We start from the raw sequence: 22,714 nt of genomic DNA on the forward strand, positions 1-22,714 counted from the left end.
CCGCCGCAAAGCTGCCGCGGCGGTCGATGGCGTCCAGCACCCGGATTGCCTCCAGAGTCAGCGCCCGCTCCTTGTTCGATTCCTTGGCCACTCCTCACCTTCAATTTTTTTGAATATGTTTGCCAGATTATCTCGCTAACAAGTTAAGGCAAGCCCCTTTAATATTCAAACAACGCTTGGCAGGCGTGCCGATGACAGCAAGTTATGTGGAAGGCTACGCACTGTGACACACCAAATTGCAACATCTGATGTTGGTAACAAAACAACACAAAATTTGAATAACATTTTGCCGTAAGCCTGCACATGGCAGGCCAAGCGGGCAGCCCGCAGGTACTTGCCCCCTGAATAGATAAGGAGCACACCATGATGAAATTGAGAGCCGCAGAGGCGCGAGGCAAGGCCAACTTCGGCTGGCTGGACGCGCGCCACAGCTTCTCCTTCGGGCACTACTACGACCCGGAGTGGATGGGACACTCGGTGCTGCGGGTGATCAATCAGGATCTGGTTGCGCCGGGTGGCGGATTCGCCACCCATCCTCACGCCAACATGGAGATCCTCACCTGCGTGCTGCAAGGCACCATTGAGCACAAGGACAGCCTCGGCCATGTCGAGCAGATCCCGGCAGGGGATTTCCAGCTGATGAGCGCAGGCAGCGGGATCCGTCACAGCGAGTACAACCCCTCGCAGACGGAACCCCTCTCCCTGTTGCAGATCTGGATCGAGCCGAATGAAGTCGGCACGCCACCCGGATATCAGCAGAAGAAAATTGAGTCCAGACCGGGCATGACGCTGGTGGCGTCACCGGATGGCGAGGCGGGATCCTTCGTGATCCGCCAACAGGCCCGCGTATGGCGGCTGGAGCTGGCCCCGGGCGAAACGCTCGAATGGGCACTGGCTGGCCGACACGGCTACCTGCAGATGATTTCAGGGGAGTTGACCGCCAACGGTCTGGCTGCCCGACCCGGCGACGGGGTACTCAGTCGTGATGAATACCGGTGGGAGTTGGTCGCAACCAGTGCCACTCAGGCCCTGTTATTTGACCTACCCTGAAGCAGTCAGCGGTGATGTGACACAAACGAGGAATATGAAATGGACAAGATGAAAGATGTAGCGCTGCTGGCGGGTCGTGTACTGCTGGCGCTGATGTTCGTGATTGCGGGCTGGAGCAAGATCGGCGGCTATGCCGGAACCCAGGGCTATATGGAAGCGATGGGCGTACCGGGTTTTATGTTGCCGCTGGTAATCCTGCTTGAGCTGGGTGGTGGCCTTGCCGTCGTGCTGGGTCTCTTTACCCGCAGCCTGTCGGTGCTGCTGGCCAGTTTCACCCTGATGGCTGCCTTTATTTTCCACTATCAGCCTGCCGAACAGATGCAGATGCTGATGTTTATGAAGAACGTCTCCGTCGCTGGTGGTTTCCTGGCGCTGGCGGCGGCCGGAGCAGGGGCTTTCAGTGTGGATGCCCGTCTCGGCAAAAACTGGTAATGCCCTGAAGAGTCAAGTTTTCCAATGCCTTTTGGCCGGTGCCCTGCACCGGCTTTTTTCTGTCTGCGTTTTCCGGGTCGATGAGGCTGCTGCACAAATCTGCGGCCCCCCTCATGGTTCAGCGGTTTGCCCACCAGCTGGCCACAAGTGCCTTTTGCATCTTATCCCCCGATCCCCGACAATTCCCTCTCTTGTGAAGTGACGGAAATGGCTCGCCTTTTCCCTCGCCCCCTCTCATCCACAGGCGGGAATTGCTCATGTTTACCCTCTACCACTCCAATCAGCTGGATCTGCTCAAGGAGCTGCTGGTCAACCATATCCGGCAGGCCCCTCTCTCTCACCCCTTCGATCGGGAGCAGATCCTGGTGCAGAGCCCGGGCATGGCCCAGTGGCTCAAGCTGGAGCTGGCCAAGGCCTTCGGCATCGCCGCCAATATCGACTTTCCGCTGCCCGCCAGCTTTATCTGGGAGATGTTCACCCGGGTGCTGGCGGATGTGCCGCGCCAGAGCCCCTACAACAAGGGATCCATGAGCTGGCAGCTGATGACCATTCTGCCCGCCTTGCTGGATCGCCCCGCCTTTGCCCCGCTTGCCGCCTATCTGGGCGGTGGAGAGGACGAGGATCCGGCACAGGATCCCGAGCAGGTGCGGCTGTGGCAGCTCTGCCAGAAGGTAGCGGATCTCTTTGACCAGTATCTGGTTTATCGGCCGGACTGGATCGCCCGCTGGGAAGAGGGGGAAGGATTGAGTCAGGAGCTGGCCGGGGTGAGCGGTCAGGACTGGCAGCCGGAGCTGTGGCGCGAGCTGGTGGCCCGCACCCTGGCGTTCTCTCCGAGTGGCTACCACCGCGCCAACCTCTACGAGGAGTTTATCCACGAGCTGGAGCGCACCGCCGATCTGCCGGGCAAGCTGCCGCAGCGGGTCTTTGTGTTCGGCATCTCGGCGCTGCCGCCGCGCTATGTGGAGGCGCTGCTGGCCCTCGGCAGCCGGCCGGAGGTGGAGGTGCACCTGTTCGTCACCAACCCCTGCCGCTACTACTGGGGGGATCTGCTGGATCGCAAGACGCTGGCGCGCCTCGAAAACAAGCTCAAACCCGGCACCGATATCGAGACATTGCAGGGCCCCGCCAACCCGCTGCTCGCCTCCATGGGCAAGCTGGGGCGCGACTACCTGCACCAGCTGATGGAGCTGGAGGTGCCGCAAATCGAGGCTTTCGTCGATATCGACGAGCTGGATGGCAAGGGCAATGTCAGCCTGCTGCGCGCCATCCAGAAGGATGTGCTGGAGCTGGCCGAGCGAGGCGCCGGTCAGTTCGATCTCGACAGCAGCCATCACAAGAGCCCCATCGATCCGGCGGATGGATCCTTGCAGATCCACGCCTGCCACGGCCCGATGCGTGAGCTGGAAGTGCTGCACGACCGGCTGCTGGCGCTGTTCGAGCAGGATCCGACCCTCACCCCGAAAGATGTGGTGGTGATGATGCCGGATGTGAACAGCTACGGCCCCTATATTCAGGCCGTGTTTGGTAAAGAAAAGAGTGGGGCACGGGGTCAGATCCCCTTCGCGGTCTCGGATCGGGCGGCGAGTCAGGAGAGCCCGCTGCTGCAAAGCTTCCTCGCCCTGCTCAGGCTGCCCAACGCCCGCTTCGGGGCGGGGGAGCTGCTCGCCATTCTCGAGGTGCCCGCCGTGCTGCGCCGCTTCGAGCTGGATGACGACGAGTTCAACCAGCTGCGGGTCTGGGTGCAGGAGACCGGCATCCGCTGGGGGCTGGATGACGGCTACCCCGTCCGTTTCGATCTGCCTCCCATGTCCGGCAACAGCTGGCTGTTCGGCCTGCGCCGCATGCTGCTCGGCTTTGCCATGGGCGACGGCGAGCCGGTGGCGGGCATTCTGCCCTACGCCGACAGTATGGGGGGGCAGCAGGGGCCCTTGACCAGCATATTGCCCTATGCAGAGATCGAGGGTCAGCAGGGGCTGGCGCTCGGCAAGCTTGCCTGGTTTGTCGATTCGCTGGCCGAATTCCTGCCCCGCCTGCAACAGGCACAGCCGCTGGCCGAGTGGAACTCTTGCCTGCAGGCATTGCTGGAGCGCTTCTATCTGGCCGACGAAGATGAAGAACGCCAGCTCCAGCTGATCCGCAGCCAACTGGCCGAGTGGCAGACCCGGCTCGGCGAAGCCCGCTTCGAGCAGCCCATCACTGCCGACCTGCTGCAGGACTACCTCGGCAGCGTGCTGGGGGAGTCCCGCTCCAGCCAGCGCTTCCTCGCCGGTCAGGTCAACTTCTGCACCCTGATGCCGATGCGCTCCATTCCCTTCAAGCAGGTCTGTCTGCTCGGCATGAACGACGGCGTCTACCCACGCACCCTGGCTCCCATGGGGTTCGATCTGATGGCGGTGGCGTCGCGGCGGGGGGATCGCTCCCGCCGCGATGATGACCGCTATCTCTTCCTCGAGGCGCTGCTCAGTGCCCAGCAGGGGCTCTATATCAGCTATCAGGGCTTCAGCGCGCAGGACAACAGCGACAAGGTGCCCTCGGTGCTGCTGGCGGAGCTGATCGACTATGTGCGGCAGGGCTTTGTGCTGGCGGGGGATGAGGATCTCGACGATGAAACCTCCGGCAAGCGGTTGCTCAACCACCTGATGGTGGCGCACCCGCTCACCCCCTACAGCCGCAACTACTTCTACCCGGAGCCGGGTTCACGCCTCTTTACCTATGCCGCCGACTGGCTGCCCGCCCTTAACCCAGAGCGCGGCGCTGCCAACTTCCAGAGCGGTGAGCTGCCGCTGCCTCCCGAATGGGGCAAGGAGCAGGGGCTGGAGCTGGCGGAGCTGCTGCGCTTCTATCGCCAGCCCACCAAATATTTCCTCAACCGTCGCCTCAAGGTGTGGTTTGAGCTGAACGAAGCCAACATCGAGGACAGCGAGCCGTTCGAGCTGGATGGTCTGCAACATTACCAGCTGAAAGATCTGTTGCTCGATGCCCATCTGGCAGAGGGGGATAGCCTGGAGCAGGGCGATAGCGTGAGCACGCGGCGCGAGCGGTTGCAGCTCACCGGCCTGTTGCCGCAAGGGTGGTTCGGCAGCCTGCTGCTGGACGATCTGGACGCCGAAATGGGCAAGCTGGCGGACCGGCTGCGGCCATGGGTTGCGGCCAATGAGTCAGAAAAACAGGCGGTGGAGATCGATATCTCCCTCACTCAGGGCCAGCTGCAAGGGTGGATCGACACTCAGAAGGGGCGCTTGCTGGTGGTCAAACCCGGCAGCTTCAACGGCAAGGATCTGCTGCTGGGCTGGATCCAGCACCTCTGCCTCTCATTGAGCGGCGCCCCCGGCGACACCCTGCTGTTCGATGCCAAACAGAGTCTGCGCCTGCCTGTACTCGCTGCCGACGAGGCGCGCCCCAAGCTGGCGGCGCTGGTGGCGTGCTGGGCGCAGGGGATGAAGCGGCCGCTGCCGTTCTTCCCCAAGACCGCATGGGATTGGCTCAAGGCGATCGAGAAGGATCCCGACAAGCCGGAGGCGGCCGACAAGGCGGCCCTCACCCGTTTCAACGGCGGCTGGATGATCAATGGGGAGGGGCAAGACGTTTACGTCGCCCGCTGCTTCCCCGAACTCGATGACGAGGTGCTGGGGCAGTTGCAGGCGCTGGCCCGCGAACACCTGACCCCGCTGCTCAAGACCCTGGAGGAGCTGAAATAATGGCTAACCCACTCAATACCCTGCGTTTTCCCCTCCATGGTGAACGACTGATCGAAGCCTCTGCCGGTACCGGCAAGACCTACACCATCGCCGGTCTCTACCTGCGCTTGCTGCTGGGCCACGGCCCACTCATTGAAGAGGGGGCCGATGCCGGTCAGCCGAGCGCCCACGAGCGGCCGCTGTCGGTGACCGAGATCCTGGTGGTGACCTTTACCGAAGCGGCCACCGCCGAGCTGCGCGGGCGGATCCGCGGCCGCATCCACGAGGCGCGGCTTGCCTTTATGCGCGGTCATAGCAGTGACACCCTGCTGGCCCAACTGTTGGCAGAGGTGGTGGATCACGAGTTGGCGGCCCGCCGCCTGCTGGCCGCCGAGCGGCAGATGGACGAGGCGGCGGTCTTTACCATCCACGGCTTCTGCCAGCGGATGCTGAAACAGAACGCCTTCGAGTCTGGCGCCCTCTTTGAAACCGAATTTCTCACTGACGACAGCCAGCTCCGGCTGCAGGCGGTGAGCGACTACTGGCGCGCCGAGTTCTATCCGGTGGATAAAACCCTCGCCAGCGCCGTGCGCGCACTCTGGCCGAGCCCCGCCGCCCTGCTGCGGGAGATGGGCAGTTGGCTCGACAACAGCGAGCTGGAGATCCACCCCGCGCTGGGGGACGAGACCCTCGCCGCCCGCCATCAGGCGGCCATGAGCCGCATCGCGGCGGTGAAGAGCGAATGGCTGGCGCAGACGGACGAGATCCGCCGCCAGACCGACGGCCAGATCAGCCGCTACACCGGCAAGAACTACGAAGGGTGGCTTGCCAAGATAGCCGACTGGGCACAGGACGAGAGCAGTGGCTACGCCATTCCCAAGGAGCTGGAGCGCTTCGGCCAGACGGTGCTGGAGGAGAACCTCAAGAAGGGGGGCGCTGTGCCGACCCTGCCACTGTTCAGCCAGATTGATGAACTGCTGGCGAGTCGCCCCGGTATTCGGGATCTGATCCTGCAACGGGCCGCCAAGGTGGTGCGCAGCCGGATGCAGGCGAGCAAGCGGCAGTCCCATCAGCTCTCGTTCGATGACCTGCTCAAAGACCTCGACGGGGCGCTTGGCTCCAGCCTGGGCGAGCGGCTCTGCGAGCGCATTCGCGCCACCTACCGGGTGGCGATGATCGATGAATTTCAGGATACCGACCCCCAGCAGTACCGCATCTTCCATCGGCTTTACGGCGGCCACACAGACACGGCGCTGTTGATGATCGGTGACCCCAAGCAGGCCATCTACGGCTTTCGCGGCGCCGACATCTTTACCTACATTCAGGCGCGGCGAAATGTGAGCGCCCACTACACCCTCGGGCGCAACTGGCGCTCCAGCAGTGCGCTGGTGGGGGCGGTCAACGGCCTGTTCGAGCGGGCCAAAGATCCCTTTATCTACGAGGCGGATATCCCCTTCCTGCCGGTGGAGGCGCAGGGCAAGAGCAAGGCGCTGCTGCTCGATGGCGCCACCGCCCCTGTGCTCCACTGCTGGCAGCTGAGCGGCCAGCCCACCTTCAATCGGGGGGATTACCAGAGCAAGATGGCCCGCGCCACCGCCGCCGAGATCCACCGCCTGCTGACCCTCGCCCGCGAGGGCAAGGCGCTGATTGGTGACAAGGCGGTAAAGGCCGGAGATATCGCCGTGCTGGTGCGCACCGGCGCCGAGGGCAAGCTGGTGCAGCAGGAGCTGGCGCGCCTCGCCATCGCCTCCGTCTATCTGTCGAACCGCGAGAGCGTGCTGGAGCAGACGGAGGCGCGGGAGATCCTGCTGATTTTGCACGCCTGCCAGAACCCGAGCGAGGAGCGCAGCCTGCGGGCGGCGCTGGCGACCGGCCTGTTTGATCTCGATGCCAAGGCGCTCGATGGGCTTGCCAGCGACGAGCGGGCGTGGGAGAGCGCGGTGCAGGAGTTTATGGAGTACCGCAAGATCTGGCACCGCCGCGGCGTGCTGGCGATGCTGCGGGCCCTGCTGCACCGGCGCAATCTCGCCTCTTCGCTTTTGGCGAGCCCCTATGGCGAGCGGCGGCTGACCAACTTCCTCCATCTCGGCGAGCTGCTGCAACAGGTGAGCAGCGAGCTGGACGGGGAGTATGCCCTGCTGCGCTGGCTGGGGGAGGCGGTGAGCCGCCCCAACGGGCAGGATGCGGAGCAGGTACTGCGGCTCGAATCCGAGCGCAAGCTGGTGCAGATCGTCACCATCCACAAATCCAAGGGGCTGGAGTACCCGCTGGTGTTCCTGCCCTTTATCTGCAGCCACAGAACCGCCGAGACCCCGCTCTATCACGAGGCGGACGAGGCGGGCAATCGCACCATTCTCGATCTGACCGGCGCCGACTCGTCGCTCGCCGAAGCGGACAGGGAGCGCCTTGCCGAAGATCTGCGACTGCTCTATGTGGCGCTGACCCGGGGCGTCTACGCCACCTGGCTGGGGCTGGCGCCGGTGCGGGCGGGGGCGGGCAAGTCGGAGAAGACAGACCTGCACCACACCGCCATCGGCTACCTGCTGCAAAAGGGCGAAGAGGGGGATGCACAGACGCTGGCGACCGCCCTGACCGAGCTGGCACAGGCGTTGTCCGGGGTGGCCGTCGGTGAGCCCTCGCTCACCCGTCCGGCCCCGCTGCCGCCAGAGGAGGAGCAGCTGGGCGAGCCGCAGGTGCGCCACTTTAGCGGTTCCCTTGAGCGGGACTGGTGGATCAGCTCCTACTCCGGGCTGGCGGCGCAGGGTCATGGTCACAGCAAAGGCGTGCTGGCCAATCCCGGCTTCGATGTGGAGGTCGTTGCCGAGGCGGCTGTTGTACACGAAGAGGACGAGCTACAACCCTCCATCTTCACCTTCCCGAAAGGGGCGCGCCCCGGCACCTTGCTGCACAGCCTGTTCGAGACCATCGACTTTCAAAGCGCCGCAGGCGAGCCGTTGGCAGAGCATATCGCCAGCTTGTTGCTGCAAGACGGCTTCGACGAGAGCTGGGCCCAAGTGCTGCAACAGCAGGTGGAGGCGGTGCTGGATACCCCGCTGGAAACAGGCTTTGGTGAGCCGCTGCGGCTGCGGGATCTGGCGCCCGAGCGCAAACAGGTGGAGCTGGAGTTCTTCCTGCCCATGGGGCGGGTGACGGCACCGGCGCTGACCGCCCTCTGCCAGCAGCACGACCCGCTGTCGCGGGGCAACAAGCCGCTCAGCTTTGCCACCGTGCAGGGGATGCTCAAGGGCTTTATCGATCTGGTGTTCGAGTGGCAGGGGCGCTGGTATCTGCTCGACTACAAATCGAACCACCTCGGCATGAGCCCCGCCGATTACAGCCGTCCGGCGCTGGAGCGGGCGATGGCCGAGCACCGCTACGACCTGCAATACCAGCTCTACTCGCTGGCGCTGCACCGGCTGCTCACCCTGCGCCTGCCGGGCTACGACTTCGAGCAGCACTTTGGCGGGGTCTTCTATCTGTTCCTGCGCGGTATGCCGCAGGGGGGCATTTTCCATACCCGCCCGAGCCGTGAACTGGTGCTGGGGCTGGATAAGTTGTTTCGCGAAGGCAGTGAGCTGCCAGCGGCGGGATCTCAAGTATTGAACGAGGTAGAAGCATGAGCGGCACCATGATCAGCACCGCAGCCAGCGCAATGATGGTTGAACGGCTCAAAACACTGGCGCTGGCTGGCCGCATCCGCCAGCTGGATCTGCAATTTGCCAGGCTGGTGGCCGACCTTGGCGGCAGCCCCGAGCTGGTGCTGGGGGCTGCGCTCACCTGCTTCGAGCTGGGGCGCGGCCATGTCTGCCTGCCGCTGGAAATGCTATCTGCCGGATCCCTGCGCCCGTTCGGGCTGGATCCCCAGCAGAGCCGGGATCTGCTGGGGGATCTGGCGGATCCTGCCCGCTGGCCCGCCCTGTTTGCAGAGAGTCCCTTGGTCGGCACCGAGCAGGATGAGGGGCTCGCCCCGCGCTGGCCGCTGCGGCTGTGGCACGGGCGGCTCTACCTCACCCGCTACCACGATCATGAGCAGGGGGTGGCTCGCCATCTGCGCGCGTTGAGTGAACGAGCCGAATGGCCGGAGATTGCCCCGGCCCTGTCGCGGCTGTTTGCCCGCGACTACGGGCTGGTGTTCGCGGCGCTGCTCAAGGCCCGCCTCGCCCCCGACTTCTCGGCCCGCCACTTTATCGAGAAGTATCTCGATCTGGTGTTCCCCAATGAAGTGGATTGGCCCGCCATCGAAGGGCTGCTGGCCAGCGCCCAGGCGGCGAGCGACTTGAGCAAGCTGGATGCGCTGGTGCCCGAGGCGCTCTGCTGCAACGGCCAGAAGCTGGCGGCGGCCACTGCGGCGGCGCGCCCCTTTGCGGTGATCTCCGGCGGCCCCGGCACCGGCAAGACCACCACGGTCGCCAAATTGCTCGCCATTCTGGTGGAGACCGGCCTGCAAGCAGGCAAGGCGCCGGCGATCCGGCTGGTGGCCCCCACCGGCAAGGCGGCGGCGCGCCTCACCGAGAGTATCGGCTCTGCCCTGCAGGCCCTCGATCTGCCCCCCGAGTGGGTCGAAGCGATCCCCACCGAAGCGGGCACCTTGCACCGGCTGCTCGGGGTCATTCCGGGGCGCAGCCAGTTCCGCCACCACGCGGGCAACCCGCTGCACCTCGACTTGCTGGTGGTGGATGAGGCCTCCATGGTCGATCTGCCGATGATGGCGCGCCTGCTCGATGCGCTGCCGAGCCACGCCCGCCTGATCCTGCTTGGCGACAAGGATCAGCTCGCCTCGGTGGAGGCGGGGGCCGTGCTCGGCGATATCTGCAGCTTTATCGAACAGGGCATCAGCCCGGCGCAGGCGGATTGGCTCTCCCGCCAGACCGGCTACCGCTTGCAGGGCACGCCCGCGGGGGCACCGGTGCGCGATAGCCTCTGTCTGCTGGCCAAGAGCTGGCGCTTTGATCAGCATTCGGGCATCGGCCAGCTGGCGCGCGCCTGCAACAGCGGCGATGCCACGGCGGTGGAATCAGTCTGGGGCATGGGCTTTGCCGATATCAGCCTGCACCCCTGGGCCGGGGAGGCCTACGACGCCCTGATTGCCCAGGGGGTGGCCGGTTACGGCAGCTATCTGAAGGCGGCCCGCGCGGGGGAGGCGCCCGCCGCCGTATTCAAGGCATTCAACAGCTTCCAGATCCTCTGCGCCTTGCGCGATGGCCCGTTCGGGGTGCTGGGGCTTAACGAGCGGCTGGAACTGGCCCTGTCACGGGCTGGCCTGATTGCCCGCGATGGCGACTGGTATGCCGGCCGCCCGGTGATGGTGGTGCGCAACGACCACGGGGTCGGCCTCTATAACGGCGATATGGGGCTCTGCCTGCCCGATGAAAGCGGGCGGCTCAAGGTATGGTTTGAGCAGCCGGACGGCACCCTGCGGGCGCTGTTGCCCAGCCGTTTGCCACCCCACGAGACGGTCTACGCCATGACCATCCATAAATCCCAGGGCTCGGAGTTTGCCCATACCGTGCTGGTGCTGCCCGACAGCCCCAGCCCGCTGCTGACCCGCGAGCTGGTCTATACCGGCATCACCCGCGCCAAGGCCCGGCTCGATCTCTACGGCGATCGCGCCCTGCTGGCACAAGCGGTACGGAAAAAGACCGAGCGTTATTCCGGATTGGCGGAGAGGTTGGGGGAACTTATATGATATATATCAGCGAGAACAGAATTTTTATTTAAAGGAGAATGCTATGTTTAACAAAATAGTTGCTTTAGTAGTGGTTATGTTGCTTTCAGGCTGTTCAACCCAAATCGGTGGAAAATATAAATCTCAAGTTGATCCAGATTATGGTTTTTCACATGATAAAGTTATGGTAGTTGCAGCATATGAAAAAGGAAATTTATTAGAAACCAAGTTTTATGTAAACAAAGTGACTAGCGCCCTAAAAAACAAAGGTTTTGATAATGTATTTTCATATAATGAAGTGGATAAAATAAATAAGCCGATTGACTTGGTCTTATTTGTTGATGTAAGTAAGGAAACAAGTTCATATCAATATAATAGCCCAGACTATGGCATGGTAGATAGTGGATTTTCCACCGTAAACTGCACTGGGTTTGGTGCAACATTGAATTGTACTGAGAACCGACAAAAAACTCTTGGTGTAGTTGGCTCATCAACAAAAACAGATATAATTACTGGTTATTATTTTATCACGTCATGGTTTGACATGAAAAATAAACAAAATGTCATGTTTACATTCTCCTCATCTTTTAAAGAAGGATGCTCAGATCAATCCATGTATAACTTTTTGATTCAACAGTCAATTGACAGGTTGAGCTTTGACAAGCCAGAGGAATATGATTTTTCTGTAGAAATGCCTAAGGATTATAATTGTTCAATGTAAATTGTTTCTATGGGACTTTATGTTTGGCTTCGTAGGCTCAGCACACAACCTACGGATTGTGTAGGTTGTGGCTGAGCGTAGCGAAGCCCAACGTTTACCGCGTCATCTCTTTTTTCCTGCCCCTCATCCCCAGCCCTTTTCCTCCTTTTTAAATAAATGGGAGAAGGGAGCAATGCCAGGGCAAGATCATGAACGCCAGATGAATGCATGTGAACAACTAGTGCGCAGTCAAAAGTTTATTTAATGTTCAATCATGGCAAGATCCAGTTCGCTGAATTTTACAACGACACGTGCTTGCTACGTTTTGCTCAAATTTCAAACACTCATGCGGACGCCCTGGGAGCAATGCCGTTACCGCTGTCCGATTACGCTTCGCTAATCGAACCTACACGGCTGACGATCATATTTCCGGTACCGCTTTATCCCCTCTCCCTCAGGGAGGGCGCTGGGTGACACAATATGGTACTTGGTCACCCCTCTTGCACCGCACGATAACCCCATCTCCCAAATGATATAATTGTGAGTTACATCCTATAAATGGGCCGCCTCTGAGTCACACTTATTGCTACTCTGATGCAGTCTGCGCCGTGAGTAGCCGATAATCGGGGAAACAGTGGCGCGGGGCGGAAGAACAAGGATAACTGCTATGGTGCAGGACAGTGACACGATCAGGATCTCGGATGTCAGCGAGGCCGTGGTGCATGGCATTCTGGAGGTGACCAGCGATGGCATCTGGGATTGGCATGCCAATACCGGTTTTGTCTATCGCAACCCCGGCTGGTACCGGATGCTGGGTTACGAGCCTCACTCCCTCGGCAATACCGTCTTCACCTGGGAGAACGTGATCCACCCCGACGATCTGGCGGCGGTAATGGCGAAGTTCGATCTCTGCCTGAGCGGCAGCGCCCACGAGTATCGCGCCGAGTATCGTTGCCGCTGCCGGGATGGCAGTTACCTCTGGATTGAGGATTACGGCCGCATCATTGAGCGCAATCCCGACGGCTCTGTGGCGCGGATGATCGGCGCCCATCGCGATATCCACGCCAGCAAGTTGTTGCTGGAGCAGCTGGAGCGGCGCAATCAGTCGCTGGAGCAGCAGGTTGCCGAGCGCACCGCCGAGCTGGTGCGACTCAACGAGGCGCTGCAACAGAAAGCCGAGGAGAACCGTCTGCTGGCAGAGACCGATGCCCTGACCGGCGCCGCCAGCCGTTATCGGCTGGAGCGGGCGTTGCAGCTGGAGTGCGAGCGGGCGCGCCGCTTCCATCAGCCCTTCACGGTGATCGCCATGGATGTGGACAACTTCAAGCAGATCAACGACAGCTATGGCCACAACGCCGGGGATCAGACCCTGATCAACATAGTGGCGCTGGTGCGCCGTCATATCCGCGAGATCGATCTGCTGGCCCGTTGGGGCGGTGACGAGTTTATGGTGTTGCTGCCCAACACCGGCCGCGAGGATGCGCTGGTGGTGGCGAGCAAGTTTAAGGCATTGATGGCGAGCGAGCCCATCTGCCCGCACGCTCCCGCTACCATGAGCTTCGGGTTGGCGGAGTACCAGCAGGATGAGCAGAAGGAGAGCCTGATGGTGCGCGCCGATCGGGCGCTCTATCAGGCCAAGCATCTGGGTAAAGACCAGATCTGTTAACGCGGGGTACGGAAAGAAGTGCAGTAAAAAGGGCCGCAGGTTTGAAACCTGCAGCCCTTTTGCACTGGCATGACAACATGCCGGGATACCCCACTTTTCCTTCAATCTCATTCTGGTTGCTGAAACAAGGCTGCAAGCGCCTGCCATTCGCTGACGAGTTGTGAGCACGCTCGGGTATGCCTGGCGATATGGGCTGAGTACAATGATGGGGAGTTGCTTTTGTTGCCGGATGCAAGCAAAAGAAAAGAGCGGGTTTTTGCAAACGCCGCCCAATGCCAGGAAAGAGAAAAAACCTTACGGTTTAAAAGATAAAATTTGGAAGCAAACAATCGATTTCTCAACCAGGACGGGTCTTGAATTCGATACATGTTGATTATGCGTGATGTCCTATGCAGCACTAGCAAAATGTTTGCGGGTTGAAAGATATGCACTGGCGGGTATCAGATTTTGCGACCGCAGATTGGCACTGGTCAGGCCTCAGCGCCATTTTAGCCATTTTCAAGCTGCCTCCATTATTTTGGTGTCAATATCTGAGCCTTGATAGTAAAAGTAGAGGCGACCCCACTGCGGCATAACCATGCAGTCACGATGCAACCACAAGGATGAGCCCCGTGAGCTACAGCCAGACCCTGGCCAACAATATTCTCGACACCCTGAAGAAGACCCTGGCCGACAAGGGGATCCGCTATCAGACCCTGGCGGAGGCGATGGGCGTCTCCATCGCGACCGTGAAACGGATGATGAACAAGTCCTCACTGCCATTCGATACCCTGCTGGAGATCTGTCATCTGGTGGGACTGTCGTTCGAGGAGTTGCTGGAGCGCACTCAAGATGCCCAGAGCCGCCGCGCGGTCTTCACTCAGGAGCAGGATGAGGCGTTTCACAAGGAACCGGGACTCTACGCCTTTCTCGCCAACATCTTCTGGCGCGACAAGACGTTGATCGATCTCAAGCGGGAGTACGGCCTGACCGATGCTTCCTGCTACCTCTATCTGCGCAAGCTGGAGAAACTCGGCATCCTGCAACTCAGCATCGGCAACAGTTACCACTTCCTGATCAGCGAGCGGATCAGCTTCGAGCAGCACAGCCGTTTCGCCCGCCAGCAGGCGCGGCAGGCGATGTCGGTGCTGGGGGAGTATCTGGTGGAGAACATGCACAAGTCGAACAACTATATGGCGCTCTGTCAGCTGCACCTCAACGAGGGGGAGGCGATGGCGCTGATCGACCGGATGAAGGAGTACTGGCATCAGGAGATCAAGCTCAACCGCCCCGCCATCGGTCAGCAGGAGCACGCCAAGACTTACACCATGTCGCTGCAACTGGCCGACTGCGGCTACCAGAGCTTTGACGACATGATCCCCAATATCGACAACTGATCCCGGCAGATCCCGCAGGATCCGCCATATTGGTGTCTGGTTATTCAGTGAGTTGAACTTCCTGCGACCAGTTGCAGTACCCGGGTATCGAGGCAGATGCGGATCGCATCCGGCAGCCAGTGTTCGATATCGCTATCCACCAGAGCTCCCGCTCGTCGTAGTTGACCCGAACCAGTCGCAGCACCGCGCTCCCCTCCACCAGATTGAAGGCGCGGCCATCGGCCACTGCCCGCTCGCTCAATCTCGGCTCGGTCACACTCTTGTCCCTGTTGCTTATTCAGACGGCGGGTGACTGGAGTAGTCCAGCTTCACTTGGGTTCAGAGTTGTAACCGCTGCGGATGACAGCGCCATGACAGGGTGATTGTCATCAAACTGCCATCAAAGTGCCCCGCCATCGTCACATATCGCCTCTAGCATCCCCCTCGAACCTTAACTGACCGAGTCCAGAGGGATGGGATGATGAAAAGCGTGATCGCAAGTGCACTGGCTCTGGTGGCCATCAGCCAACCGTTGTTTGCCACAAATAGCTATGCAGCCGAAAATATCGCGGATCTCGAAAAGGCCGCCCGTGGCGAAGGCCAGCTCCACAGCATCGGCATGCCCGACAGCTGGGCCAACTGGAAGGATACCTGGCAGCAGCTGGGCAGCATCTACGGCATCAAGCATCAGGATACCGACATGAGCTCGGCGCAGGAGATCGCCAAGTTCGCCGCCGAGAAGGCCAATGCCACCGCCGATATCGGTGACGTGGGCGGCGCCTTCGGTCCGGTGGCGGTCAAGCAGGGTGTTACCCAGCCCTACAAACCCTCCACCTGGGCCGACATTCCCAACTGGGCCAAGGATGCGGACGGTCACTGGATGCTGGCCTATACCGGCACCATTGCCTTCCTGATCAACAAGGATCTGGTCAAGGCCGCCCCCACCAGCTGGCAATCCCTGCTGGGTGGCGACTACAAGGTGACCCTGGGTGATGTGGGCGTAGCCTCCCAGGCCAACAACGGCGTGCTGGCGGCGGCCTATGCCACCGGCGGCAGCGAGAAGAACCTCAAGCCCGCGCTGGAGCTGTTCGGTCAGCTGGCCAAGCAGGGCCGCCTCTCCCTGAACGATCCCACCATCGCCAACATCGAGAAGGGTGAGGTGGAAGTGGGGGTGCTGTGGGACTTCAACGCCCTCAACTACCGCGACCAGATCGACCCCAAGAAGTTTGAAGTGGTGATCCCGAGCGACGGCTCCGTCATCGCCGGTTACACCACCATCATCAACAAGTGGGCCAAGAACCCCAACGCCGCCAAGCTGGCGCGGGAATACATCCTCTCCGATGCCGGTCAGATCAACCTGGCCCGCGGCTATGCCCGCCCGATCCGCAGCAACGTTGCGCTGCCGGATGACGTGAAGGCCAAGCTGCTGCCGGCCGAGCAGTATGCCAAGGCCAAGCCGGTGCAGGATCACGCCGCCTGGGAGCAGAGCTCCAAGGCCCTGCCGCGTCAGTGGCAAGAGAACGTCATGATCTACATGCAGTAAGGAGCGGCCAGTGCAACACAAGGTGATAGTGGTACTTGTGGATGGCCTCTCTGCAGGGGTAGCCCATGGGATGGGCTACCTCGCAGGCATGGTGGAGGCGGAGCGTGGCCTCTATACGCCCCTCAGCTGCGCCCTGCCATCCCTCTCCCGGCCTCTCTACGAGTGCATCCTGACCGGCGTTCCGCCGGTGGCGAGCGGTATCACCCACAACGGGGTGAGTCGCCTCAGTCTGCATGACTCCATCTTCCATCTGGCCCGCGCCGCGGGTAAACGCACCGCAGCGGCGGCCTACCATTGGGTGAGCGAGCTTTACAACAAGAGCCCCTGGCTGGCGGCCCGCGATCGCTTTACCCACGATGAGCTGCTGCCGATCCAGCACGGCTGCTTCTACTGGGATGACAACTATCCCGACAGCCATCTGCTGATGGATGGCGAGTGGCTGCGCAGCCAGTACGATCCCGATTTTCTGCTGATCCACCCGATGGGGGTGGACGATGCGGGCCACAAGTTTGGCCTCGATTCCCGCCAGTACCGCAATCAGGCGCGCCGGATGGACAGCCTGCTGGCCGACCTGCTGCCCCAGTGGCTGGCGGAGGGGTATCAGGTGGTGATCACCTCGGATCACGGCATGAACAATGACCTGAGCCACGGCGGCACTCTGCACGAAGAGCGCTCCGTGCCGCTCTGGCTGTTTGGCGATGCCTTTATCGAGCGCTGGCCGGATGGGGTAGTGATCGCCCAGACCCAGCTCTGCGCCCTGATGGCCGATCTGCTGGGTATCCCCCACGACAAGCCGGTGGCTCCCCCGCTGCTCAAGGCAGCCTTTTTGCGCGAGGTGCACTGATGATGCCTGCAACCACCGAGATCCTGCTGGATCAACCTGTCGTCACCCGGCGCAAGAGGCGCCGTCATGGGTTGCCCGCGCTAGTGCTGCTGCCGTTTATCCTGCTGATGATCCTGTTCCAGCTCGCTCCCATGGTGTGGGTGCTGGTGGGGAGTTTCCAGACCCCGGATGGCTGGGGCCTTGACTACTACCGGGAGATTTTGAGCTCCCCCTTCTACCTGCAATCGTTCGGCAACTCATTGCGCATCGCCGGTATCGCCAGTCTGGTGGGGCTTGCCATCGGCACTCTGGGGGCAGCCGCGCTGCGCCACAGCGGCGAGCGGGTCAAGCGGCTGCTGCTGGCTTTCGTCACCATGACCGGCAACTTCAGCGGGGTGCCGCTGGCGTTCGCGTTCATCATTATCCTCGGCATCAACGGTGCAGTGACCCTGCTGCTGAAATCCTGGGGATTGATCGACGGCTTCAACCTCTACTCGGGGTCGGGTCTCATCCTCATCTACACCTACTTCCAGATCCCGCTCGCCCTGCTGCTGCTCTACCCGGCGTTCGATGCGCTGCAGGATGAGTGGCCGCAGGCTGCCGCGCTGCTGGGGGCGAGCAAGAGGCTGTATGTGTGGCACGTGGCGCTGCCGGTGCTGACGCCTGCGCTGCTCGGCACCCTGATCATCCTGTTTGCCAACGCGGTGGGGGCCTATGCCTCCGCCTACGCCCTCACCACCGGCAACTTCAATCTGGTGACCATCCGGGTGGCCAGTCTGGTCTCCGGCGACATCTTCCTCGAACCCAATATGGCGGCGGCGCTGGCGGTGATCCTGATGGTGCTGCTGGGGGTAGTGACGGCCGCCAACCAGTGGCTGCTGAAAAAGAGCTATGTGAACAAGGGGCAATCCCATGCATGATTTGACGCCGCGCTGGCCCAAGTGGGTATTGGGGGGGCTGGTTGCCACCCTGCTGCTGCCGCTGTTGGCCACGTTTCTCTACTCCATCTCCACCCGCTGGGGGGCGACCCTGCTGCCGGATGGCTTCACCCTCGACTGGTATCTCAAGCTGTGGGGCGACCCGCGCTTTCTGGCGGCGTTTGGCCGCAGCCTCCTGGTCTGCTTCGCCACTCTGCTGCTGGGCACCCTGGTGCTGGTGCCGACCGTGCTGGTGGTGGCCTACTACTTCCCCAAGCTGGATCCCTGGATGAACCTGTTGATCCTGCTCCCCTTCGCGGTGCCACCTGTGGTCTCGTCAGTGGGGCTGCTGCAGATCTACGCCGATGGTGTCCTGCCCATTATCGGCACGCCGTGGATCCTGATCGGCACCTGGTTCACCGTGGTGCTCCCCTTTATGTACCGGGCGCTGGCCAACAGCCTGCAAGGGGTGCCGCTGAAAGATCTGATGGATGCTGCCCACCTGCTGGGGGCGAGTAGTCGGCGCGCCTTTCTGCTGGTGGTGATCCCCTGTCTGCGCAAGGGGCTGCTGGCGGCGCTGTTTCTCTCCCTCTCCTTCCTGCTTGGCGAGTTCGTGTTTGCCAACATGCTGGTGGGCACCCGCTACGAGACCCTGCAGGTCTACCTCTACAACATGCGCGCCACCTCGGGCCACTTCACCAGTGCGCTGGTGATGAGCTACTTCCTGCTGACCCTGCTGCTCACCTGGGCGGCCAACAGATTTCATCGGTGATCCAAGATGTTTCATTTAGAAGTAAATCAACTGCACAAATCCTACGGCGATACGCCGGTGTTCGAGGGGATCGAATTCGGCATCCGCAAGGGGGAGCTGGTGACCCTGCTCGGCCCCTCCGGCTGCGGCAAATCGACCCTGCTGCGGGCGCTGGCCGGGCTCACCCCGGTGGATGGCGGTCAGGTGCGGGTAGCCGGTGAGGAGATCACCTGGCAGGCGCCCCAGAAGCGCGGCATCGGCATGGTGTTCCAGAGTTATGCGTTGTTCCCCAACATGACGGTGTGGGACAACGTTGCCTTCGGCCTCAAGATAAAACCCAAGCCGGGACGGGATCTCGCCGCCAGCGTGCAGGAGGCGCTGGCGCTGGTGGAGCTGATCGGCTTCGAGCGCCGCTATCCGGCCGAGCTCTCCGGTGGCCAGCGCCAGCGGGTGGCGCTGGCCCGGGCGTTGGTGGTTCAGCCGCGGATCCTGCTGCTGGACGAGCCGCTCTCGGCGCTCGATGCCCGCATCCGCCGCAGCCTGCGCCAGCAGATCCGCGAAATCCAGCAGCGCCTTGAACTCACCACCATCTTCGTGACCCACGATCAGGAGGAGGCGCTCACCATGTCGGATCGGATCTTCCTGATGAACAAGGGATCCATCGTCCAGAGCGGCACGCCGGAGGAGATCTACACTCGCCCCGCCAGCGAGTTTGTGGCGAGCTTTATCGGCAACTACAACCTGCTTGGCGCAGAGCAGGGCAAGTCGCTGTTCGGCCCCCGTTTTCAGGGCAAGCTGGCGCTGCGGCCGGAGTCCATCACCCTGCTGCCCGCAGGGGCGGCAAGCAGCGAGCCCAGCCTGCCCGGCATCATTCGCCAGCAACAGCTGCTCGGCAACGTGATCCGCTATCAGGTGGAGTGCGAGGCGGGGCTGTTGACGGTGGATTGCCTCAACCGCTCGGCTGGCGATCTGCTGGCCACCGGCAGTGCCGTGACCCTGGCGGTGGCCCGGGATCAACTCTGTGAGGTAGCATGACGCCTCGTTTCATTTTCGTTGTTACCGCAAGGAGCCCTCATGGCACTGGCACTGTTTGATCTGGACGAGACCCTGATTGCGGGGGATTCCGCCAGCCTCTGGCTGGAGTACATGGTGGCCGAGGAGCTGGCCCCCGCCAGCATGATCGCGGAGGAGCAGGCCATGATGTCCCTCTACCATCAGGGCAAGATGGACATGCACCAGTACATGGCCTTCACCCTGCAACCGCTGGCGGGCAAGACGCGCCAGTGGCTCGACTCGCTCTCTACCCGCTTTGCCGAGCAGGTGCTGCGCGAGCGCCTCTACCCGGAGGGGTTGGCGCGTATCGAATGGCATCGGGAGCGGGGCGACGATCTGGTGCTTATCTCCGCTTCCAGCGAGCATCTGGTGGCGCCCATGGCGAAGATGCTGGGGATGGATCACTGCGTCGCCATCCTGCTCGATGAGGAGGAGGGGATGCTGACCGGCCAGACCCGCGGCACCCTCAGCTTTCGCGAGGGCAAGGTGGCCCGCATCAACCAGCTGTTTGCCGGCAGTGACCATCTCTGGCAGGGGAGCTTTGGCTACAGCGACTCCCACAACGATCTGCCCATGCTGCGGGCGGTCACCCATCCCCATGCGGTCAATCCGGCCCCATCGCTGCGTCAGCAGGCCGAGGCGCTGGGCTGGCCGGTGTGGGAGTGGGAGCGCTGAGTCGCGTATTCAGGCATGCTGAAAAGCGGCAACACAGAGATGAAGAAAAAGAGAGCAGATTGCTGATAAGGCCAAAATCGTCATCGTAACGTATTGATTTTATTTGATGAAAAAGCCCTGTTTTTCTGAAGTCAGGGGAGGCAATAGTCCGAAGAGAGGCAACTGCCTCTCTCATCATTTCCGTGTCTCTGTGGCGATCACTCTCTACTGATGAGCCTGCTGTCGCGTCTGATCAACGTGTGGAGGAAGATCCTCTTCCATCAAATCGCTGACCCAACTCTGGGGGAAGCAGATGCGGTTTTTCCCCTCCCGCTTGGCCTGATAAACCCCACTGTCGGCCAGCTCCACCAGCGTCTTGGCCGAGAGCCCTGAGTGACTGAATGCCACACCGCCGCTGATGGTGACGGTGAGACCAGGCTCACGCCACTCCAGCTTTTCGACTGCGACCCGAAACACTTCCAGCAGGGAGGCCATCTCGCTCATTTGCGTTTCCAGCCGGAAAATCAGTACCAGCTCTTCGCCGCCGTAGCGGCAGAACCAGCCCCATTCATGAAACAGATTCATACCCAGCTTGCTTACCCGCCTGAGCACCACATCCCCCGTCTGATGGCCATGGGTATCGTTGATCCGTTTGAAATCATCCAGATCGAACATCACCACACCAAGGGGCGCTCTGCTGTTGAGCTGTTTTTGCAGGCACTCATCGAAGAAACGGCGGTTGTAGAGGCCGGTGAGTTTGTCCTGGTTGGCTTGTTGGCGCACATTGGCCACCGCTTTACTGGCGACTTCAATGTCGGCATAGATGGTGGATAGTTCACTCATCTGGCTTTCTGGTGAGTGGAGATCGCCTTTGACGCTGGCCTGGATCAGGCTGCTGATCTCTTTCAGCATGCGGGTGAAATAGCGTGACCAGCGCAGCGCCAGCATCAAGTAGAGGATGGAAGCTAACGCGATCATGGCGAGCACGTTAAGGGAGACGTTGTCTATCACCTGATTGAGGCTGACTGTCGGGATCACGCTGAGCAGGAGCCAGCGTTGCTGTGGGATCTGGTGATAGGCCACCATGCTGCCGCTCTGCTGGTCCAGAAAGAAACCCTGCTCCTCCTTCATCTTGTCCAGCCATTCGGGATGGGGGAGCGGTTTGAACAGCTGTTTGGGGTCGGGGTGGGCTAGCTGGATGCCGTCATGGGTGATCAGCAGTTGGTAGCCGTGCTCGCCATGTTCATCTAGCTGGTGGGCATGATTGAGCCAGCTGGAGAGGGGGGTTAGCTGGGTGTCCATGGAGAGCACCCCGACCCGCTTGCCATCAGGATCTTCAATCACCCGGGCCAGCGCCATGGTGAGGGTGCCCAGGGTGTAGTCGTAATAAGGGTCGGTAAACACGATCTGACCGGGGTGACTGGCGGCCAGCTGGTACCAGGGGCGAACCCGGGGATCAAACTTCTCGTCAGCCTGCCACGCCGGGTGGATCAGCATCTTGCGATGCTCGGTGCCCACGTAGACGTAATCGAGATCCATCACCTTGTGATAGGCCTGCCACTGTTGCAGATAGTGCTCGCCGTTGCGGATCTCCGGGCCGCTGAAATCCCGATAATTTACCTGCTGATAAATGAGCGTAAACTGGCGTTGGAGCGTCTCCAGATAGGGTTCGATCAGGGTATGGAAATACTGGGTATTGCGAGCAATCAGGTTCTGTTGCTGCTCGTGGCGCAGAGTGCGCTCCATATGCAGGTAATAGATGCTGCCGAGCAGCAGTACGGGGATAAAGAGCAAGAGGAGGCCCAGCCGTATGCGGGTGATCAAAGACCAACTGTTCTTGGGCTTGGCGGGGGACATGAACAGATCCTTTTTGTCTCGGATGACACCAGCATATATTATGTGCCACTGCTCGTCTAAAGGCAGATCATGAGATTTTTCCGATGCTGAACCAAGCTCTGCTCTCAATGGCCCATTCCGTCAGTATAGCGGTGCTGCTCCTAGCCCTTTTTGTCAAATATCTGATCTTTCGTCGCAATCTGACTATGCTGCGGGTGCGCCATTTGCTACTGGCCAATGGAGTGGCGGCGCTGGCGCTCTTCTCCATCTTTGCCACCGGGGGTCTGCTGGCTCTCAAGCATGTCAACTCGGTGGTAGAGATCTTTGACCATCCAGCCCAAGGCCTCAAAATGGGGCTGTTTCTGCTGATTGTCGGTACCCTCGATTACCCCAGTCGTCTCTTCTATCGCTGGCGTCGCGCCCTGCGTCTGGGCAAGGCGCCGATGATCTCCATTCAGCAGCACCTGCGTGTGCTCTGGATCCTGCGGGGCAATCTGGTGCTGGTCGCTCTGCTGGCCGTGCTGACAAAAGAGCTATCGCACTAAAGACAAGAAGGGAGAGAGACGGGTATCTTGGATCGGATAACCCTTCA

General features: G+C 61.1%; 16 protein-coding genes and 1 pseudogene. 15 read left to right on the forward strand and 2 right to left on the reverse strand.

Annotation, left to right across the window (positions count from 1 at the left end):
- The first annotated feature begins 363 nt into the window (after positions 1–363).
- From ACRAUW_RS07325 to ACRAUW_RS07360, 8 genes are all read left to right on the forward strand, one after another.
- Positions 364–1,050, forward strand: coding sequence for a pirin family protein (locus tag ACRAUW_RS07325; protein ID WP_227272849.1), 687 nt, complete (start codon positions 364–366; stop codon positions 1,048–1,050).
- A gap of 39 nt (positions 1,051–1,089) precedes the next feature.
- Positions 1,090–1,482: a DoxX family protein gene (locus ACRAUW_RS07330; protein WP_431361753.1), complete on the forward strand. Its 393-nt coding sequence runs from the start codon at positions 1,090–1,092 to the stop codon at positions 1,480–1,482.
- 257 nt (positions 1,483–1,739) lie between these two features.
- Positions 1,740–5,180 carry an exodeoxyribonuclease V subunit gamma gene (gene recC, locus ACRAUW_RS07335; protein ID WP_431361754.1) on the forward strand — a complete coding sequence of 1,147 codons (3,441 nt, stop codon included), beginning with the start codon at positions 1,740–1,742 and terminating at the stop codon, positions 5,178–5,180.
- A complete protein-coding gene (gene recB / locus ACRAUW_RS07340; protein WP_431361755.1) occupies positions 5,180–8,779 on the forward strand; it encodes an exodeoxyribonuclease V subunit beta in 3,600 nt (1,199 codons plus the stop codon). The genes recC and recB overlap by 1 nt, the downstream gene beginning before the upstream one ends.
- Positions 8,776–10,845: an exodeoxyribonuclease V subunit alpha gene (gene recD, locus ACRAUW_RS07345; protein ID WP_431361756.1), complete on the forward strand. Its 2,070-nt coding sequence runs from the start codon at positions 8,776–8,778 to the stop codon at positions 10,843–10,845. The genes recB and recD overlap by 4 nt, the downstream gene beginning before the upstream one ends.
- 43 nt (positions 10,846–10,888) lie before the next feature.
- On the forward strand, positions 10,889–11,545 hold the full coding sequence (locus ACRAUW_RS07350) for a hypothetical protein (RefSeq protein WP_279491535.1): 657 nt from the start codon (positions 10,889–10,891) through the stop codon (positions 11,543–11,545).
- Between the two features lie 646 nt (positions 11,546–12,191).
- Positions 12,192–13,190 (forward strand): sensor domain-containing diguanylate cyclase, encoded by a 999-nt coding sequence (locus ACRAUW_RS07355; RefSeq protein ID WP_431361757.1) that lies wholly within the window; start codon positions 12,192–12,194, stop codon positions 13,188–13,190.
- 611 nt (positions 13,191–13,801) lie between these two features.
- Complete coding sequence (locus ACRAUW_RS07360; RefSeq protein WP_431361758.1) at positions 13,802–14,566, forward strand: helix-turn-helix domain-containing protein; 765 nt, start codon at positions 13,802–13,804, stop codon at positions 14,564–14,566.
- Between the two features lie 44 nt (positions 14,567–14,610).
- Here ACRAUW_RS07360 and ACRAUW_RS07365 read toward each other — a convergent pair.
- Positions 14,611–14,780, reverse strand: a pseudogene (locus ACRAUW_RS07365) (MFS transporter); the annotation flags it as partial.
- A gap of 246 nt (positions 14,781–15,026) precedes the next feature.
- On the opposite strand from ACRAUW_RS07365, the gene ACRAUW_RS07370 reads away from it, so the two are divergent.
- From ACRAUW_RS07370 to ACRAUW_RS07395, 6 genes are read left to right on the forward strand one after another with little or no spacing between them, the layout of a single operon-like run.
- Positions 15,027–16,088: an ABC transporter substrate-binding protein gene (locus ACRAUW_RS07370; RefSeq protein ID WP_431361759.1), complete on the forward strand. Its 1,062-nt coding sequence runs from the start codon at positions 15,027–15,029 to the stop codon at positions 16,086–16,088.
- 10 nt (positions 16,089–16,098) lie between these two features.
- Positions 16,099–16,932, forward strand: coding sequence for an alkaline phosphatase family protein (locus ACRAUW_RS07375; RefSeq protein ID WP_431361760.1), 834 nt, complete (start codon positions 16,099–16,101; stop codon positions 16,930–16,932).
- Positions 16,932–17,831 (forward strand): ABC transporter permease, encoded by a 900-nt coding sequence (locus ACRAUW_RS07380; protein ID WP_431361761.1) that lies wholly within the window; start codon positions 16,932–16,934, stop codon positions 17,829–17,831. The genes ACRAUW_RS07375 and ACRAUW_RS07380 overlap by 1 nt, the downstream gene beginning before the upstream one ends.
- Complete coding sequence (locus tag ACRAUW_RS07385; RefSeq protein WP_042648076.1) at positions 17,824–18,600, forward strand: ABC transporter permease; 777 nt, start codon at positions 17,824–17,826, stop codon at positions 18,598–18,600. The genes ACRAUW_RS07380 and ACRAUW_RS07385 overlap by 8 nt, the downstream gene beginning before the upstream one ends.
- 6 nt (positions 18,601–18,606) lie before the next feature.
- The gene (locus ACRAUW_RS07390; RefSeq protein WP_431361762.1) at positions 18,607–19,614 is read left to right on the forward strand and encodes an ABC transporter ATP-binding protein; all 1,008 of its coding nucleotides are present in this window, start codon (positions 18,607–18,609) and stop codon (positions 19,612–19,614) included.
- Between the two features lie 39 nt (positions 19,615–19,653).
- The gene (locus ACRAUW_RS07395) at positions 19,654–20,307 is read left to right on the forward strand and encodes an HAD family hydrolase (RefSeq protein ID WP_431361763.1); all 654 of its coding nucleotides are present in this window, start codon (positions 19,654–19,656) and stop codon (positions 20,305–20,307) included.
- A 204-nt stretch (positions 20,308–20,511) separates the two neighbouring features.
- Here the strand turns inward: ACRAUW_RS07395 and ACRAUW_RS07400 are convergent, their stop codons facing one another.
- Positions 20,512–22,143 (reverse strand): sensor domain-containing diguanylate cyclase, encoded by a 1,632-nt coding sequence (locus tag ACRAUW_RS07400; RefSeq protein WP_431361764.1) that lies wholly within the window; start codon positions 22,141–22,143, stop codon positions 20,512–20,514.
- 83 nt (positions 22,144–22,226) lie between these two features.
- Between ACRAUW_RS07400 and ACRAUW_RS07405 the strand changes: the two genes are divergently transcribed.
- Entirely contained in the window at positions 22,227–22,667 is a 441-nt protein-coding gene (locus ACRAUW_RS07405; RefSeq protein ID WP_431361765.1) for a DUF2214 family protein, read from the forward strand.
- Positions 22,668–22,714: the final 47 nt, after the last annotated feature.

This window comes from Aeromonas sp., from assembly GCF_050633025.1.
Taxonomy (GTDB): Bacteria; Pseudomonadota; Gammaproteobacteria; order Enterobacterales; family Aeromonadaceae; genus Aeromonas.